The 17,128-nt window shown below is 32.9% G+C and carries 13 protein-coding genes; 7 read left to right on the top strand and 6 right to left on the bottom strand.

From position 1 onward, the window contains the following. Nucleotides 1-20 precede the first annotated feature (20 nt). From rpoC to B4E59_RS12300, 3 genes are all read left to right on the top strand, one after another. Entirely contained in the window at nt 21-4,298 is a 4,278-nt protein-coding gene (gene rpoC, locus B4E59_RS12310; RefSeq protein WP_291047741.1) for a DNA-directed RNA polymerase subunit beta', read from the top strand. Continuing rightward, nucleotides 4,298-4,591 carry a DUF3467 domain-containing protein gene (locus B4E59_RS12305; RefSeq protein WP_038331074.1) on the top strand — a complete coding sequence of 98 codons (294 nt, stop codon included), beginning with the start codon at nt 4,298-4,300 and terminating at the stop codon, nt 4,589-4,591. The genes rpoC and B4E59_RS12305 overlap by 1 nt, the downstream gene beginning before the upstream one ends. A 235-nt stretch (nt 4,592-4,826) precedes the next feature. Beyond that, the gene (locus B4E59_RS12300) at nt 4,827-6,146 is read left to right on the top strand and encodes a dihydrolipoamide acetyltransferase family protein (protein ID WP_291047745.1); all 1,320 of its coding nucleotides are present in this window, start codon (nt 4,827-4,829) and stop codon (nt 6,144-6,146) included. Nucleotides 6,147-6,184: 38 nt separating this feature from the next. Here B4E59_RS12300 and B4E59_RS12295 read toward each other — a convergent pair whose 3' ends face one another. Beyond that, nucleotides 6,185-6,760 carry a DUF3575 domain-containing protein gene (locus B4E59_RS12295; protein ID WP_291047747.1) on the bottom strand — a complete coding sequence of 192 codons (576 nt, stop codon included), beginning with the start codon at nt 6,758-6,760 and terminating at the stop codon, nt 6,185-6,187. A gap of 99 nt (nt 6,761-6,859) precedes the next feature. Here B4E59_RS12295 and B4E59_RS12290 point away from each other — a divergent pair, with 99 nt between their 5' ends. Beyond that, complete coding sequence (locus B4E59_RS12290) at nt 6,860-7,375, top strand: hypothetical protein (RefSeq protein WP_291047749.1); 516 nt, start codon at nt 6,860-6,862, stop codon at nt 7,373-7,375. Here the strand turns inward: B4E59_RS12290 and B4E59_RS12285 are convergent. The 3 genes from B4E59_RS12285 to B4E59_RS12275 all read right to left on the bottom strand — a co-directional run bounded on the left by B4E59_RS12285 (nt 7,347) and on the right by B4E59_RS12275 (nt 9,977). Further along, the gene (locus tag B4E59_RS12285) at nt 7,347-7,829 is read right to left on the bottom strand and encodes a hypothetical protein (protein WP_286495068.1); all 483 of its coding nucleotides are present in this window, start codon (nt 7,827-7,829) and stop codon (nt 7,347-7,349) included. The two genes, B4E59_RS12290 and B4E59_RS12285, sit on opposite strands and share 29 nt — an antisense overlap. A gap of 67 nt (nt 7,830-7,896) precedes the next feature. Beyond that, nucleotides 7,897-8,196: a hypothetical protein gene (locus tag B4E59_RS12280; RefSeq protein WP_286495066.1), complete on the bottom strand. Its 300-nt coding sequence runs from the start codon at nt 8,194-8,196 to the stop codon at nt 7,897-7,899. A 263-nt stretch (nt 8,197-8,459) separates the two neighbouring features. After that, the gene (locus B4E59_RS12275; protein WP_221853974.1) at nt 8,460-9,977 is read right to left on the bottom strand and encodes a Do family serine endopeptidase; all 1,518 of its coding nucleotides are present in this window, start codon (nt 9,975-9,977) and stop codon (nt 8,460-8,462) included. A 161-nt stretch (nt 9,978-10,138) separates the two neighbouring features. On the opposite strand from B4E59_RS12275, the gene dapF reads away from it, so the two are divergent. The 3 genes from dapF to B4E59_RS12260 are packed head-to-tail and all read left to right on the top strand — an operon-like array spanning nt 10,139 to nt 13,377. Beyond that, nucleotides 10,139-10,915 carry a diaminopimelate epimerase gene (gene dapF / locus B4E59_RS12270; protein WP_038331176.1) on the top strand — a complete coding sequence of 259 codons (777 nt, stop codon included), beginning with the start codon at nt 10,139-10,141 and terminating at the stop codon, nt 10,913-10,915. A 9-nt stretch (nt 10,916-10,924) separates the two neighbouring features. Continuing rightward, nucleotides 10,925-11,947, top strand: coding sequence for an endolytic transglycosylase MltG (gene mltG, locus B4E59_RS12265; protein ID WP_038331083.1), 1,023 nt, complete (start codon nt 10,925-10,927; stop codon nt 11,945-11,947). 29 nt (nt 11,948-11,976) lie between these two features. Beyond that, on the top strand, nt 11,977-13,377 hold the full coding sequence (locus B4E59_RS12260; RefSeq protein ID WP_291053238.1) for an FAD-dependent oxidoreductase: 1,401 nt from the start codon (nt 11,977-11,979) through the stop codon (nt 13,375-13,377). 46 nt (nt 13,378-13,423) lie between these two features. Here B4E59_RS12260 and B4E59_RS12255 read toward each other — a convergent pair whose 3' ends face one another. Further along, a complete protein-coding gene (locus tag B4E59_RS12255; protein WP_291053235.1) occupies nt 13,424-16,171 on the bottom strand; it encodes a TonB-dependent receptor in 2,748 nt (915 codons plus the stop codon). Between the two features lie 96 nt (nt 16,172-16,267). Further along, a complete protein-coding gene (locus B4E59_RS12250; RefSeq protein WP_221853971.1) occupies nt 16,268-17,044 on the bottom strand; it encodes a GLPGLI family protein in 777 nt (258 codons plus the stop codon). Nucleotides 17,045-17,128: the final 84 nt, after the last annotated feature.

The raw sequence follows: 17,128 nt of genomic DNA, 5'->3' as shown, positions 1-17,128 counted from the left end.
ATTGTTAGATACATTTCTATATGTCAACAAAAAATAAAACAAGTCAATTCTCAAAAATCCGTATCGGGTTAGCTTCTCCAGAATCGATTCTTCAAGAATCTAAAGGTGAAGTTTTAAAACCTGAAACGATTAACTATAGAACGCACAAACCAGAGCGTGACGGGTTATTCTGTGAGCGTATCTTTGGACCTGTAAAAGATTACGAATGTGCCTGCGGAAAATATAAAAGAATCCGTTATAAAGGTATCGTTTGTGACCGCTGTGGGGTTGAAGTTACTGAAAAGAAAGTTCGTCGTGAGCGTATTGGACACATCAATCTTGTTGTGCCAATTGCACATATTTGGTATTTCCGTTCATTACCAAACAAAATTGGTTACATCTTAGGATTACCATCTAAGAAATTAGACATGGTAATTTACTATGAAAGATATGTAGTGATTCAACCAGGTATCGCAAAAGGACCAGAAGGTGAAGAATTAAATAGATTAGATTTCTTATCAGAAGAAGAGTATTTAGATATCTTAGAAACTCTTCCAATCGAGAATCAATATCTAGAAGATACAGATCCTAATAAATTCGTTGCGAAAATGGGTGCTGAAGCATTAGAAGACCTATTATCTCGTATCAATTTAGATGAGTTATCTTACGAATTAAGACACAAAGCACACAACGAAACTTCTAAACAACGTCGTACAGAAGCGTTAAAACGTTTACAAGTTGTTGAGTCGTTACGTGAGTCAAATATGCACCACGTAAACCGTCCAGAATGGATGGTAATGCGCGTTATTCCGGTTATTCCACCAGAATTACGTCCGTTAGTTCCATTAGATGGTGGTCGTTTTGCAACATCAGATTTAAATGATTTATATCGTCGTGTAATTATCCGTAACAATCGTTTGAAACGATTAATGGAAATCAAAGCGCCAGAAGTAATCTTACGTAATGAAAAACGTATGTTACAAGAAGCGGTTGATTCATTATTTGATAACACGCGTAAAGCATCTGCTGTAAAAGCTGATGGTAACCGTCCGTTAAAATCATTATCTGATTCATTAAAAGGTAAACAAGGTCGTTTCCGTCAAAACTTATTAGGTAAACGTGTAGATTATTCTGCTCGTTCTGTAATTGTTGTTGGACCAACACTTAAATTACACGAATGTGGTTTACCAAAAGATATGGCAGCTGAATTATACAAACCATTCGTAGTTCGTAAATTAATCGAGCGTGGAATTGTAAAAACAGTTAAATCGGCTAAGAAAATTATCGATAGAAAAGAGCCAGTTGTTTGGGATATTTTAGAAAATGTAATCAAAGGTCATCCAGTTTTATTAAACCGTGCCCCTACGTTACACCGTTTAGGTATCCAAGCATTCCAACCGAAATTAATCGAAGGTAAAGCAATTCGTTTACACCCATTAGTGTGTACTGCCTTCAATGCCGATTTCGATGGTGACCAGATGGCTGTTCACTTACCATTAGGACCAGAAGCTGTTTTAGAAGCACAATTATTAATGTTGGCTTCTCAAAATATTTTGAATCCTGCAAATGGTTCTCCAATTACTGTACCTTCTCAGGATATGGTTTTAGGTCTTTACTACATGACGAAAATTCGTCGTACAGACCACCAATTTACAGTAAAAGGAGAAGGATTAACTTTCTATTCAGATGAAGAAGTTCAAATTGCATACAACGAAGGAGCTGTTGACTTAAACGCGCCAATTCGTGTAAAAGGAACAATTCGTGTAGGAGAGGAGTTGATAGAAAATCAATTAATCGAAACTTCTGTAGGACGTGTGTTATTCAACCAAATCGTTCCGAAACAAGTAGGTTATATTAATGAAGTATTAACGAAAAAATCGTTACGTACAATTATTAATAAAATTATCAAGATTACAGATTTCCCTACAACGGCTGCTTTCTTAGATGATATGAAACAATTAGGATACCGTAATGCCTTCGAGGGTGGTTTATCATTCTCATTAGGAGATATCTTAATCCCAGAACAAAAGAAAGACCTTATCTCAGGTGCGATCAACCAAGTTGAGAACATTAAGATGAACTATAACATGGGTCTTATTACAAATAACGAACGTTACAACCAAGTTATTGATGTTTGGACAACAACAAACGCGACATTAACAGAAATTGTAATGAAACGTATGACAGAAGATCAACAAGGATTTAACTCTGTATTCATGATGCTTGATTCTGGAGCACGTGGATCTAAAGAGCAAATTCGTCAGTTATCAGGTATGCGTGGATTGATGGCTAAACCTCAAAAAGCTGGTTCTACTGGTGGGGATATCATCGAAAACCCAATTATCTCTAACTTCCGTGAAGGTCTGTCTATCTTAGAGTACTTTATTTCTTCGCACGGTGCGCGTAAAGGTCTTGCCGATACTGCCTTAAAAACTGCCGATGCTGGATACTTGACTCGTCGTTTAGTTGACGTTGCGCAAGACGTTATCGTAATGCACGAAGATTGTGGTACATTAAGAGGTTTAGAAGTATCTGCACTTAAGAAAAAAGAAGAAATCATCGAAAGTTTATCTTCTCGTGTATTAGGTCGTACTTCATTAAATGATATTTACAACCCAGATAATGGTGAATTAATCATTTCTGCTGGTAACATTATTACAGAAGATATTGGTGATGCCTTAGAAGCAGCTGGTATTGAAAATGTAGAAGTTCGTTCTCCATTAACATGTGAAGCAAAAACTGGAATTTGTGCTAAATGTTACGGACGCAACTTAGCTACAGGTAAAGGTGTTCAGAAAGGTGAATCAGTTGGTGTAGTTGCTGCGCAATCTATTGGTGAGCCTGGTACACAGTTAACATTACGTACTTTCCACGTTGGGGGTACTGCGGGTAACGTTTCTGAGCAAAATACAATTAATGCTAAAGTTGATGGTACAATTGAGTTTGATGACTTACGTACTGTTGAATCGACAGATGATGCAGGTAACAAAGTAGATACAGTTGTTTCTCGTTCTACAGAGATGAAAGTAATTGACGATTTAGGAAACGTTCGTCAACAAACTAACATCGCTTATGGTACTATCTTATCTGTTAAAAACGGAGCTAAAGTTCAAAAAGGTCAAGAGATTGCAAGTTGGGACCCTTATAACGGGGTAATCATCGCAGAATCTACTGGTAAAATCGAATACGAACAATTAGAGCAAGGGGTAACTTTCCAAATTGAAATCGATGAGCAAACAGGATTCCAAGAAAAAGTTATTTCTGAATCACGTAATAAAAAATTAGTTCCAGCGTTAAGAGTTATCACGATTGATGGTGAAGAAAAAACATATAACTTACCAGTAGGTGCACACTTAATGGTAAATGATGGTGAAAAAATTAATGCAGGTAAAATCTTAGTTAAGATTCCTCGTAAGTCAGCTAAATCTGGCGATATTACAGGAGGTTTACCTCGTATTACAGAGTTGTTAGAGGCTCGTAATCCATCTAATCCAGCAGTTGTTTGTGAAATGGATGGAGTTGTTTCTTTTGGTAAAATAAAACGTGGTAACCGTGAAATCATCGTTGAATCTAAAAATGGTGAAATCCGTCGTTACTTAGTTAAATTATCAGCACAGATCTTAGTTCAAGAAAATGACTTCGTACGTGCAGGTGAGCCTTTATCAGATGGAGCAATTACACCAGAAGATATTTTAAGAATCTTAGGGCCAACAGCGGTTCAAGAATACTTAGTAAACGAGATTCAAGATGTATACCGTTTACAAGGGGTAAAAATTGATGACAAACACTTCGAAATTATCGTACGTCAAATGTTACGTAAAGTTCGTATTGTAGACTCAGGAGATTCAAGATTCTTAGAAGATAGTTTAGAGCACAAAGACGATTTCATGCAAGAAAACGATCGTTTATTTGGAATGAAAGTCGTAGAAGATGCTGGTGATTCTGACACATTAAGTCCAGGACAAATCATCACAGTTCGCGAATTACGTGACGAAAACTCTAAATTAAAACGTGAAGACAAAAACTTAGTGACAGCTCGTGAGGCTTTACCTGCAACAGCAGAAGCCGTTTTACAAGGTATTACAAGAGCATCTTTACAAACTAAATCTTTCATGTCTGCGGCATCGTTCCAGGAAACTACAAAAGTTCTTAACGAAGCAGCTGTAGCTGGTAAAGTAGACGGTTTAGTAGGATTAAAAGAAAACGTTATTGTTGGACACTTAATTCCTGCCGGAACTGGATTAAAAGAGTATCAAAACATCATCGTAGGATCTAACCGTGAATACGAGGAATTAATAAACGCAAAACAAGAATTATAATGTCAGAAAATCAACAAAACGAAGGATTAAACATTGAGTTAAACGAATTAGTAGCTCAAGGTGTTTATGCTACAGGAGCAATCATCAACCACTCACCATCTGAGTTCGTTGTAGATTTCGTTCAATTTTTACCAGGTGCTAGACCATCAGTAAAATCAAGAATTATTTTGTCTCCATTACAAGCAAAACAATTATCTCAATCGTTAGCAGAAAACGTAACTAACTTTGAGAAAAGCTTTGGTGAAATCAAAGAACCTCAAGTAAACAACGGTACTGCAACTTACGAAGCTTAAGAATCATTCTTAATATTTCAAAAAGTCCCTCAATCTTAGATTGGGGGATTTTTTTATGCAATCAAAACTATCAAATCATTAAAAATAATCTTATAAATGTTAGATCAATTATTAAATTGATAATTATTTATGATATTAATGCGAATAATTTAAAAATAAAATACATTAATCTTTTTAACAGTATTTTTTTGAATCGAAAAAATGTTTAGATTTGTATTTAGCAAATAACACAAGAATGTCTGACTATAAATTAATTCTACCTTCTATGGGAGAAGGTGTAATGGAAGCTACTGTAACAAATTGGATCAAAAATATTGGCGATTCGATTAGTGAAGATGAATCGGTTGTAGAAATCGCAACAGATAAAGTAGATTCTGATGTTCCTTCGCCAGTTGCAGGAGTTTTAAAAGAAATCTTAGTTCCAGTAGACAAAATTGCAAAAGTAGGTGAGCCTATCGCAATTTTGTCTGTTGATAGAGTTGTAGAACAAGCTGATTCGGTAGAAGAAGTAGATACAAATAGCGATCAGGAAATTGCTGATGCAGCAAAATCTATCGAAGCTGAAGTTGCAACAATCAAAACTGAAACGCTTATTACTTCGTCAGATGATAAATTTTATTCTCCTTTAGTAAAATCTATTGCGAAAGAAGAAGGTGTTTCTCAGGCTGAGTTAGATCAAATTTTAGGTTCAGGAAAAGACGGACGTGTAACGAAAGATGATATTTTGGATTTCGTTAAAAATAGAGGAAATCAACCAGCGAAAACAGTTGTTACGACTTCTGTTGCTGCACCAGTTGCTCAACCTCAAGCACCGCAAGTGCAATCTGCGCCAATTTCTGTTGGTGAAGGAGACGAAATTATCGAAATGGATAGAATGCGTAAAATTATTGCGCAAAATATGCTACAAGCAAAACAAATTGCTCCTCACGTAACGTCTTTCGTAGAAGTTGATATGACGAATATTGTGTTGTGGAGAGATAAAAATAAAAATGAATTTCAGAAAAAACATGGTGAGAAAATTACCTTCATGCCAATTTTTATCGAAGCTGTAGCAAAAGCAATTCAAGATTTCCCAATGATTAATGCTTCGGTTGTTGGAGACAAAATTATTAAGAAGAAAAATATCAATATTGGAATGGCGGCTGCTTTACCAAGTGGAAATTTAATTGTTCCTGTTATCAAAAATGCAGATCAATTTAATTTAGCGGGGTTAGCTTCTCAGGTTAATGATTTAGCAAATCGTGCGCGTAATAATAAATTGAAACCAGCAGAAATACAGGGAGGAACGTATACAATTACAAATATTGGTTCTTTCGGAAATACATTAGGAACGCCAATTATTCCTCAACCTCAAGTAGCTATTTTGGCTGTTGGTGCAATTGTGAAAAAACCTGCTGTTATCGAAACTCCGCAAGGAGATATGATTGCAATTCGTCATAAAATGTACTTATCTCATGCTTACGATCACCGTGTTGTGGATGGAGCTTTAGGAGGTATGTTTGTAAAACGTGTTGCCGAATATCTAGAGGCTTTCGATATGAATACGCCTGTGTAAGAGTAAAATAATACTAGATATAAAAAATCCAACTAATTTTAGTTGGATTTTTTTCGTTTAAATTTATAAGTAAGCATTACACCGCCTTTGTAAAGCAGCCACTCCCCACTTTTATTAAATGATTGCGCAGAATCATATCGTCCCAAATTAGGAGAATCTTCTTTATAATATCCTTTGTAATTTCCTTGAGAGTGTCCTCCACCAACAAAAACATCTAATCCCCAATGTTCGTTAATTTTTACTTGATAACCTATTGTAGCTCCTGTTAAGATTGCTACTCCACGTTGATATTTATCAGTGTTCCAATAATTCCATTTTTGAATATCAAAGAAACCAACTCCAATGTTTGGACCTATATAAAATTTACTAAAAGATTTATCAAAGTAATATCTACCTTCACCAAAAGCCATATACATTTGTAAATGATTACCTGCAAATGATTTCCAAGGAGAGATAAAACCGTCAGCTTGTAAAGTTATTCTATCTGTGATTGCATGTTCAACACCAAGATTTACCATTGCAAGTGGCATTGTTAACGCATTAACTTTTATTTGTGTTTCTCCTTTTTGAGCAAAGATTGTGGCGGGAAATAACAACCAAATTAATTTATTCATTCGTAATTTTTATCAGTTTGCGAAGCTAAGGTAAAAAAAAAGGTTTATTTAGATATTAATTCAAGCTTTTTTATAACTTTACTTAACATTTAATATATTATGGCACCAATCATATCAATCCTAATAATATTTTTGATTTTCGGAATTTTTGTTTCGATATTCTTTGTTATTGCCGTATCTGATGCGAAAGTCAGAGAGAAAAATGAACAACATACGCTGAAAAGTTTACCAGATCAGGTAGATCTAAAGGCTGTTGTACGTTATAATATTGGGCGTCCGCAAGGTAGATTTCTTAAAATGAAATCTTTTCAAGGAAGTGGTGTGTTGTATGCGCAAGGAGAACAATTAATCTTCAAAGATATTTTGGGTAATGAAGATCATATTTTTGATTTGAAAACATGCAAATTATCTTGGGTTGAGAACAAAATAAATGGGATTACAAATGCTTTTAAAGTAGCAGATCACGAAGCTATCATCTTCTTTTATATTGATAAAGGTGTCTTTATTTTTAATGCAATTGAAGAAAATGCGTCGACTTCAGATTTATATATTCGTTTGAAAGAATTGCGTAAAAGTATTAGAAATGCTAAAAAAGCTGAGTCGGCAAGTGAATAGTTAATCCAGCTCGGAAACCGCTCATATCTTTAAAATCCTTATTTTCTCTAAACTCGAAAGAATAGCCAGCATTTAACTCTACAATGCTCAAAACTGCGATACCAGCTTTTGGAGTAATTGTCCACGGAGAAACTTCAGTACGGATAACATAAAAAGCAGAGTTAAAGTTAGAGCTATATGGATCACCAGTATTGTTGCGAAAATTGAACATATATCCAGCTCCAACTTCTGGAATTACACGAAATTTGTCTTTCATATAACCCAAATTAGCATTGGCGCTAAACGTCAAAATATTGTTATTATCTTGTACTAAGAACAAATCTGTTCCAACTTTTCCGTAATTTCCGTTCCAATATTCATAACCAAGATTAATTGTAAAATAATCGGATAAATTTTGTTGTGCTTTCGCTTGAAAACTAATGATAAAAACAAAGATTGCGATGAACTTTTTCATGTGATAAAATTAATGAATTATTTAGCTTTCTCCCAAAAAATAAATTTTCATCATCATTAATGATTTTTTATTTCAAATTGAGAGGTATATTTACTCCAATTGAAAATTGAAAACCTTTGATAGGTTTAAAACTATCTTTTTTATTAATCTTAAAACCATATCCAAAACCAAAATCTACAAAAGAAGCTAATGAAATACCAGCTTTTGGAGTAATTGTATAAGGTGTAAATTCACTTTCTACAAATGGAAAAATATACATCAACTGGCTCGCGGCAACATATCCTGTAATGCCAACTTCAGGAATTACGTGAAAATTATCTCGCATATATCCCATATTAGCATTTGAGTCTAATTTAAAATCAACCATATTATCACCTAAGCCGAAAAGAAAAAATAAACCTGCTTTACCAAAGTTTCCAGATTGATTAGAGTAGCTTAAGGTTGGTCCCCATAGAACTTCTTGTTAATAAGAAAAAGAACTAAACAAAAGAAAGAGTGAAAGAATAATTTTTTTAATAAATATGGGATAGTTTTTCGTTAAACAAATATAATGTAAATATAAATAGCTACAACTTATCTTGTTGTAGCTATTTATAATGATTTATTAAAATTTAAAATCTACTCAAAATTTTAATCCATCGTGAATCCTTTTGTATAGATTCGTCCGTAATAATCTGCAAATTTAATTGACACGCGACCTTTATAATTTTTTAAGATTTTTTCGATATCGTCTTGTGAACTTACATTTTTATCATTGATAGATAAGATAATAAATTCTTCTTGAACACCTGCTGCTGCTAATTTTCCTGCATTATCTAAATGTTTTACCATGACACCATAATTAATTCCGAAACTATCTTTTTGACGTTCTGTTAATGGCTCAAATTCTGCACCAAGAACTTCAGTTGGCGTTAAGTCAGATTTGCTTCTCACTTTAGTGCTTCCTTTAGCATCTTTCAATGTGATGTTGTATGTTTTCTCAGAGTTTCCACGTCTTACAGTAAGTGCAACATTGTCACCAGGACGTTTGCTACCTACGATGAATGATAACGAAGAGAAAGATGTAATTGGTTTTCCATCAACAGCTGTAATGATGTCTCCTTCTTCGATTCCAGAATCAATTGCTGATCCTTTCGCAACCAATTCAGTTACCATTACTCCATTATCGGTTTTAATGTTCTTTTTGAACTGTTTGTTATATTGTTTTACAGCATCTTCATTCGATAAATCAAAACCTTTGATACCTAAATATCCACGTTGTACAATTCCGTACGATTTGATATCCTCAACAACTTTTTTTACCAAGTTTGCAGGAACAGCAAACCCGTAACCAGAATAAGCTCCTGTTGGCGAAGAAATAGCTGTATTAATACCAATTAAATCTCCGTTTGCATTCACCAAAGCACCACCAGAGTTTCCTGGATTAATCGCTGCATCGGTTTGAATAAACGATTCGATTGGTGATTCAGAATTTTTACCTAAAATATTAATGCTACGCCCTTTTGCTGAAACAATACCTGCTGTAACAGTAGAAGTCAATCCAAATGGATTACCAACTGCTAACACCCAATCTCCAACATTAATGGCATCAGAATCGACAAATTTTGTGAATGGTAAACCTTTTTCACTAATTTTCAATAAGGCAATATCTGTACTTGGATCAGTTCCAACTAATTCAGCAATATAACTTTTTTGATTATTCAAAGTCACTTCAATCTTAGAAGCACCTTGTATCACGTGATTATTTGTAACTATATATCCATCTTGAGAAATAATTACACCAGAACCCATTCCGGATGGTTGATCTTGATCTGGTTGCTGTTGTTGTCTTCTTCTTTGTTGTTGTTCTGGTTGACCAAAAAAGAAATCAAAAGGATCAAACATTTGTTGCTGTTGTTGCTGTCTTTGATTCGAATAATTTTTGATACTCACAACCGTATGTACTGCTTTGTTAGATGCCTGCACAAAGTTTGGCGCATCATAGCCATAATTTCCTTTATAATCTACAAATTCAAAGTCTCCGTTTTTCTGATGACTTGCGTTTGTAATAAATGGATTACTTCCATTTTCGTTCATCAAATAAAAACCTCCCATAGTTGTCATAGAACTCACTAATCCAACTAATAAGTATCCTGTATATTTTTTCATCTTTATTATATAAGTTTTTAATGTTTTAGATTTAATCAAATTTAAGACCAAAATTTTAACATTTCAAACCGTTTAACGCATGTTAACACTATATTATAAATCTTTTATAACATTAGTTAAGAGTGACAAAAATGTCTTTACTTTGTTTAAAATTAAAGAAGTTGAAATTAAAATTTTATAAATATCAAGGAGCTGGGAATGACTTTGTCATGATTGATGATCGAGAAAAAACGTTTCCAATCTCTACAGAATTGATTAATAGGCTATGTGATCGTAATTTTGGTATAGGAGCTGATGGTTTGATTTTGTTACAAAATGATGAAAATTCAGACTTCAGAATGGTGTATTTCAATTCGGATGGAAACGAAAGTACAATGTGCGGAAACGGAGGACGTTGTATTATTCGATTTGCAAATGATTTGGATGTTGCCAATGACAAAATGACATTTAATGCGATTGATGGTTTGCATCATGGTATCGTAGATCAAGAAGTTATTCGTTTACAGATGATTGATGTAAATGAAGTAGAAGATCACGACAAATATTTATTTATGAACACAGGTTCCCCGCATCACGTAGAATTTGTGGAGAATTTGAAAGATATTAATGTCTACAAAAAAGGAAAAGCAATTCGTAATGGTGCGCCTTATTTTGAGAAAGGTTCTAACGTAAATTTTGTTGAAGTTATGCCAGATAATAGTCTTGCAATTCGTACGTATGAGCGTGGAGTAGAGGACGAAACCTTGGCTTGTGGAACAGGAATTACGGCAGCTGCGATTTCTGCTTATGTCAAAAATTTGGTAGACAAAAAAGATATCAAAGTAAAAGCAATGGGTGGAGATTTATCTGTAAATTTTGAAGAAAATAATCATAACTTTGTCAATGTTTGGTTAAATGGACCAGCAGTAAAAGTTTTTGAAGGTGAAATTGAAATTTAATTCAATCCAATGAAAAAATTAAATTTAGTATTAATATTAATCTGTTCATTCGCATTTGTAGGATGTACATTTATAGACGGTTTCAAAGGGAATGCAACCAAAGATGGTTATATCTATATTTCTCGTGGAGCTAAATTTGAACAAGTTTTAGATTCTTTAAAACCATTTTTGAAGGATGTAAAATTGTTCAAACAATATGCAGAAGATGCAGATTATCCAGCAACGATAAAATCTGGAAAATATAAAATATCAAGCTCAGATTCTAACCGCGATATTATTGATCGTTTGCAAGGGGGAGAGCAAGAAGAAGTGAAGCTTCGTATCAAAAATGAGCCAACAATTTATCATTTGGCGGGTTCAGTTTCCAAACAAATTGATATGGACTCTATCGAAGTTTTGACAGCTATTCGCGATTTTGTGAAAGAAAAAAACGATACAACGTTAAACGACGAAACAGTTAAACAATATTTTATTCCAGAAACGTATTTCGTGTATTGGGGATTAACACCAGAAAAGTTTGTGGACAAAATGGTGGCGCAGCACGACAAAGTGTGGAATGCAGATCGTTTGGCAAAAGCAAAAGCGCTCAACATGACACCTTTGCAAGTGACAACTTTGGCGTCTATTGTACAGTTGGAATCATCTGATAATATGGATGAACAACAAAAAGTTGCACGTGCATATATGAATCGTTTGGCGAAAGATATGCGTTTAGAAGCCGATCCAACATCTATTTATGCGTACAAAATGGAAAATGGTTGGGATCAAAAAGTACAACGTGTGTACAAAAAATGGACGTGGTCTTCGAATGCGTACAACACATATCGTAACAAAGGTTTGCCACCAGCACCAATTTGTTTACCAAATTTAGGAGCAATTGATGCGGTTTTATCACCAGCAAATCACGATTTTATTTTCTTTGTTGCAGATCCTAAAAAACCAGGTTACCACATTTATACCAATGATTATCAGGAACATTTGAAAAATGCTGAGAATTATAGAAATTGGTTAAAAGAGAATAATATCAAATAGTTGTATCTTTAGCTAAACCAATTTTAGCTATGTTACAACCAAATTATACAAAAAGAGAATTCCTAAAACTGCTTGGTACAGGTAGTTTAGGAATTTTTTTTATGTCTTTTTATTCGTTTGATGATTTTTTGGATGATGATTTAATAATCTTGACAAAAGATGATGCAAAATATGATCAATACCGAAAATCATTCAACAAAAGAATTGAGAAGTTTCCGAAAATTATAGCAGTTTGTAAATCTGAAACTGGAATAAAAAAAGCAATTGCATTAGCAAACGAAAAGAAACTAAAAATTGCCATTCGAAGTGGAGGACATAGTTTTGAAGGTTTTTCGAATGTTGATAACGGATTGTTGATTCATCTTGGATTGATGAAGAAAATTACGTGGTTGCAAGAGAATAAAGTGAAATTACAACCAGCTTGTTTGTTGCAAGAGATTTATGCGAATTTTTTACCTAAGAAAAGAATTATTCCAGCTGGTTCGTGTGGAACTGTCGCTATTGGTGGTTTGACTTTGGGCGGTGGTTATGGTTTTTTTAGTCGGAAATATGGTTTGACTTGTGATAATCTGCTTCGTGTAAAAATGATCGATTACAAAGGAAATACAATCGACTCTGATAAAGATCCAGATTTACTTTGGGCGTGTAAAGGAGGAGGAAATGGAAATTTTGGAGTTGTGACGGAATTACATTTCAAAACTTATCCAGCACCACAATCTTTCATTGGATATCGCATGAAGTTTAATAATTTGACTTCTGATAAATTTGTCAAATTAATTCTACTTTGGTTTCAAGCAACGGAAAAGTTACCCAACGATGCTTTTTCGGCTTTTGTGTTGAATGGAAAATTTTTAACGATTTTATTTACCAATTTTGCAACAAATCAAACTGATTTTGAGAAAACATTTTCGAGTTTAATTCCACTAGCGAATGATTACAAACCGATGAAAAATAGAAATCTGGCTGTTGCACTCAAAAATTATTATGGTGTAACAGAACCAATTTATTTCAAAAATTCTTCGGCTGGTTTGTACACAGGAATTGAAGATATAGAAAAAGGTTTGGAAGATATTTTTGCAAAAGTTGTTGCTTCTAAAGGAATGATTTATCAGATCAATACTTTGGGAGGAAAAATAAATGAAGTCAAAGCTTCAGATTCTGCTTATCCACATCGTGATATTAATTATTTGAGCGAATTACAAGCATATTGGGATTTGCCTTCGCAAGAAGAAAAGTTGACAAAATCATTTGAAGAAGTGCAACAATTGTTAAGAAATCTTGGAAATGTAAAACAATACCGAAATTATCCAGATATCAATTTTCCTGATGCAAATAATGCTTATTTCGGGAATAATTTGGTTCGATTACAAAAGTTGAAAAAGAAATATGATCCGAATAATTTGTTTGATTATCCACAAGTGATTAAATAGTAAAAGCCCTTCAATTGAAGGGCTTTTACTATTTAATTCATTTATTTTAGAACTTATATCGTAAACTCACGATAAAATACCTTCCCAAAACATTTTTAGTTGTAGTCGATATGTAGTTATCATTAAATCCATTCGAAACAATTACGTTATTTCCTAATAAGTTTCCACCTGTAAGAGTTAAATAAGTTTTCTTCGCAATATTATATCGTGCAGAAGCATTCCATTCTTTTGCTGTGTTTATTTCTACTCCATCGCGGTATTGTAAACGATAAGAGAAATCGGTCTGAACTAATAATTTACTTGTAGCGGACCAAGCAGCTTCTCCATATGGACGCCAGTTCGTAAATTTCTGTTCAGATAATGATTGATATTTACTTAGGTTTAAATTAACCCCAGCCTTCAATTCAAATTTCTTTTTGAATGTAAATGAGTTCTCTAAATTATAAGTTTGATTAAAACTCTTGTTGTTAACATTGTTTAATTTATCATTTGTTACAACACCATTTTTGTATTCAATATTTCGTGTAATGGTATAATAATTAGAAGTAGAAATATTACCTGTTAATCGTGCATTGTACCATTTAGCAAAACGTTTCCCAATCATGAAATATCCTGAATAAGTTTCTTGATTATTACCAGAATTAATTAAGGTATTGAATTGATAGTTATTTACAATTGTATCGTTTCCTGAGATGATAAAATCACGGTTTAAAACAGATTGTGTTTGTATACTTTTTTCTTGTAATGTATAACTCAAATTCGCAAAAATATTAAAAAATGTGAATGAGTTAAAATGACTAAAATTAAGACTTGCTGTATGTGTCAAAGCTTGTCTTAAGTTTCTATTTCCATAGAAAATCGATTGATAACTTTGAATTGTGTAAGAATCATTAAAATCTTTTGTGTACGGATAGCTATAGTTTTGTGTATAACTAGCGCGAACACTTGTTGCATTGTTAAACTTGTATTGCAAATTCAAATGAGGTAAAAATTTTGTTTCCGAACGATTTAATTTTTCACCATCTTGGTATTTAGATTTTTCATTAAAAAATGAAATTCCTGCTCCTGCATCTACTTGAAAGTTTCCTAATTTTTTTGTCAACGTTACATCAGCAAAAGACTCGTTGTAATCTAGATCTGTATTACTGATTAATAAATTATTATTCATTAATTTCTGAAAATCATAGATTTTATTCTCAAAATCTTGTGTACTAAAATTTGTTCCAACTTTTACTTTAAGGTTAGATGTATTTGTCAACAAATGATTATAGATTCCATATAATTGAACAGTATTCAAAACAAAGTTTTGATCTTGATTGATATTATATTGATTATTTACTTGAGATAAATTCTTGAACAAATTAAAAGATGAGAACGGATTTGCTGTTGATAAAACATTGTAATCTGGCGTATCTTTTTGATATTGATGACGGAAATATAAACCAACATTATCATCGCGCCCAACTTTACGGATGTAAGATAAAGTTTGTGATAAAGAATAATTCTTCTGTTCAGAATTTACATTTCTAAAGCTATTTTTTTGATCATTATAATAACTATCAACCAATTGCTCGTTTTCGCTATCTAAATAATTAAAGTTTAAGCGATATTTAATTTGTCCTTTATCATTCGGATTATAATCTAAACGCAAACGCGACATTCCCATCAAAATATTGCTCTTATTTTGTTCTTGATCGACAGTTGTATAAGGCGTTTCGATGTTGTTGTAATAACGCTCAGATTTAGAATTGTAACGAATATTATTGGTATTAAGTAAACCAAAACCAGAGATTTTTAATTTCTTATTTGGTTCAACACCAAAATGCACAGCACCATTATAGGTATTCATACTCGGCGCATCATTTTTTGTCATTAAGTTTAGATTGTTCGAATTTCCTCTTAATGAATAAATACTTCCTTCAGAATTAAATTCAGAATATCCACCAAAGAAGCTCATATAATCATCTTGATCAAAAACTTGTTTCCCGAATGTATTAAAATCATTGATTAAAGTACCGTCCGTTTTTTCTGAGAAATAGAAAATCTTTGCTTGTGCATCTGTATGTTTATCCGCATCTCCACCTAACGTCACATTACCAAATGCAAGACGTTTCATATCATCTTTTAGTTCGATGTTTAACGAGAATTGTTCGTCATCTTCTTGTAAGGAAGAAGCAAACGGATTTGATTTGAACTTAGTATTTAATTGAATTTTAGAAACTGCATCCGAAGGTAAATTTTTGTTCAATAATTTTTCGTTACCACCCAAAACTTCACGTCCACCAACTGTTACTTGCGACATAGGTTTACCTTTGTACATTACCTTTCCATTTTGAACTTCAATTCCAGGTAATTTTTTAAGGATATCTTCTAATGTTTCCTCATTTCCAACTTTGAAAGAATCTGCATCAAACTCAATTGTATCACCTTTTACTTTGATCGCTTGTTGAGCTTTTACAATTGTTTCTTTTAAAGAAATTTCTTTTCCTTGTTTAAGCTTTATTTTTTTGTTGACATTTTCAGTCAAATCAACATTTTCAACATATGTTTCGTAACCAGATTGCTCAATTTCGATATCATATTTTTGTCCACAAGGTAATTTGAATTCAAATTCACCCATATTACTTGTAAAAACAAAACCTTTTCCTTCGTTTTTACTATCAAAAATAGAGACAGAAGCATCTGTAACAGGAATTCCAGCATCATTTGCAACAGATCCTTTTAATTTACATTCTTGTCCAAATGAGATTTGAGCAGCAGAAGTAAATAAAATTAGATAGAGTAATTTCTTCATATGTATTTTTTAGTTGATGACTCAAAATAGAGTTTTTTGTAAAACACATCTGTTTATGTGTTAAAAACAGATGCGTTTTATATTTTGTTTGATGAATTATTGGGTGTCTACACCGCTATTCATTTGTTCTTGCATTTTTTTCTGAAAATCTTGAATAAATTGTATATATTGTTTTTCGTTCATTACTTCACCTTTTGTTGGTAATGTTACTTTTAATTCTTTATCCGAAATTTTTAAATCTTTTAAGGTATAAATCATTTCAGTTCCTTTTACTTTAAAATTCGCTTTGATGATAAATCCTGGTAATCCAGCAAATGAATAAGGACCATCTTTTACAGGGATAGAAGGGGCAAACCATGCTGTAACAGGAATAGAGTCTAACATTACACCTTCTGCTTTTGTAACTTGATAACCTGCGATATCCATTTTTTCACGAGAAATTTTCCATTTAAAATCTGGAATTTGATCTTTGATTAATATCTGTTTTACACCAAAATCAACTTCTTTATAGTACATATTTGGTGTTGCAGTAAAATCCTTGTAAGTTGGTTTGTTATCCATTGCTGTTATTTGTTGCGCAATAAATCCTAAACCACCTTGTCCATTATTTACTTTTTGTTCTAAAGTAAAGGTTGATTGTTTACCATTATATTTATAAAAATATGTCATGAAAATTCCTGCATCAATTTCAGCTTTTAACATTGGTCCAAACTGAGATTTATATTGAGAAGGAATCTCCTTCATAGTTTGTTCGTAATCAACTTTTATTTCGCAAACATAAGTTGCGTCTATATTTTGTGTTTTATTGTCTTGCGCGATAGAAATTGTTGTTGTGATAATTCCTAAGGCAAATGTTAAGATTGCTTTTCTCATAATTGTTGTATTTGTCTAATTAGTCTGCTTTTGTTGACTAATGTTACAGATATTTGCTTAAATTATTCTAAAAATAAAATGTCA

It is taken from the genome of Empedobacter sp. UBA2044, from assembly GCF_002333005.1.
GTDB classification, from domain to species: domain Bacteria; phylum Bacteroidota; class Bacteroidia; order Flavobacteriales; family Weeksellaceae; genus Empedobacter; species Empedobacter falsenii_B.
Note: the sequence above shows the minus strand (reverse complement) of the source record. Positions and strands in the feature narration are given on the sequence as shown.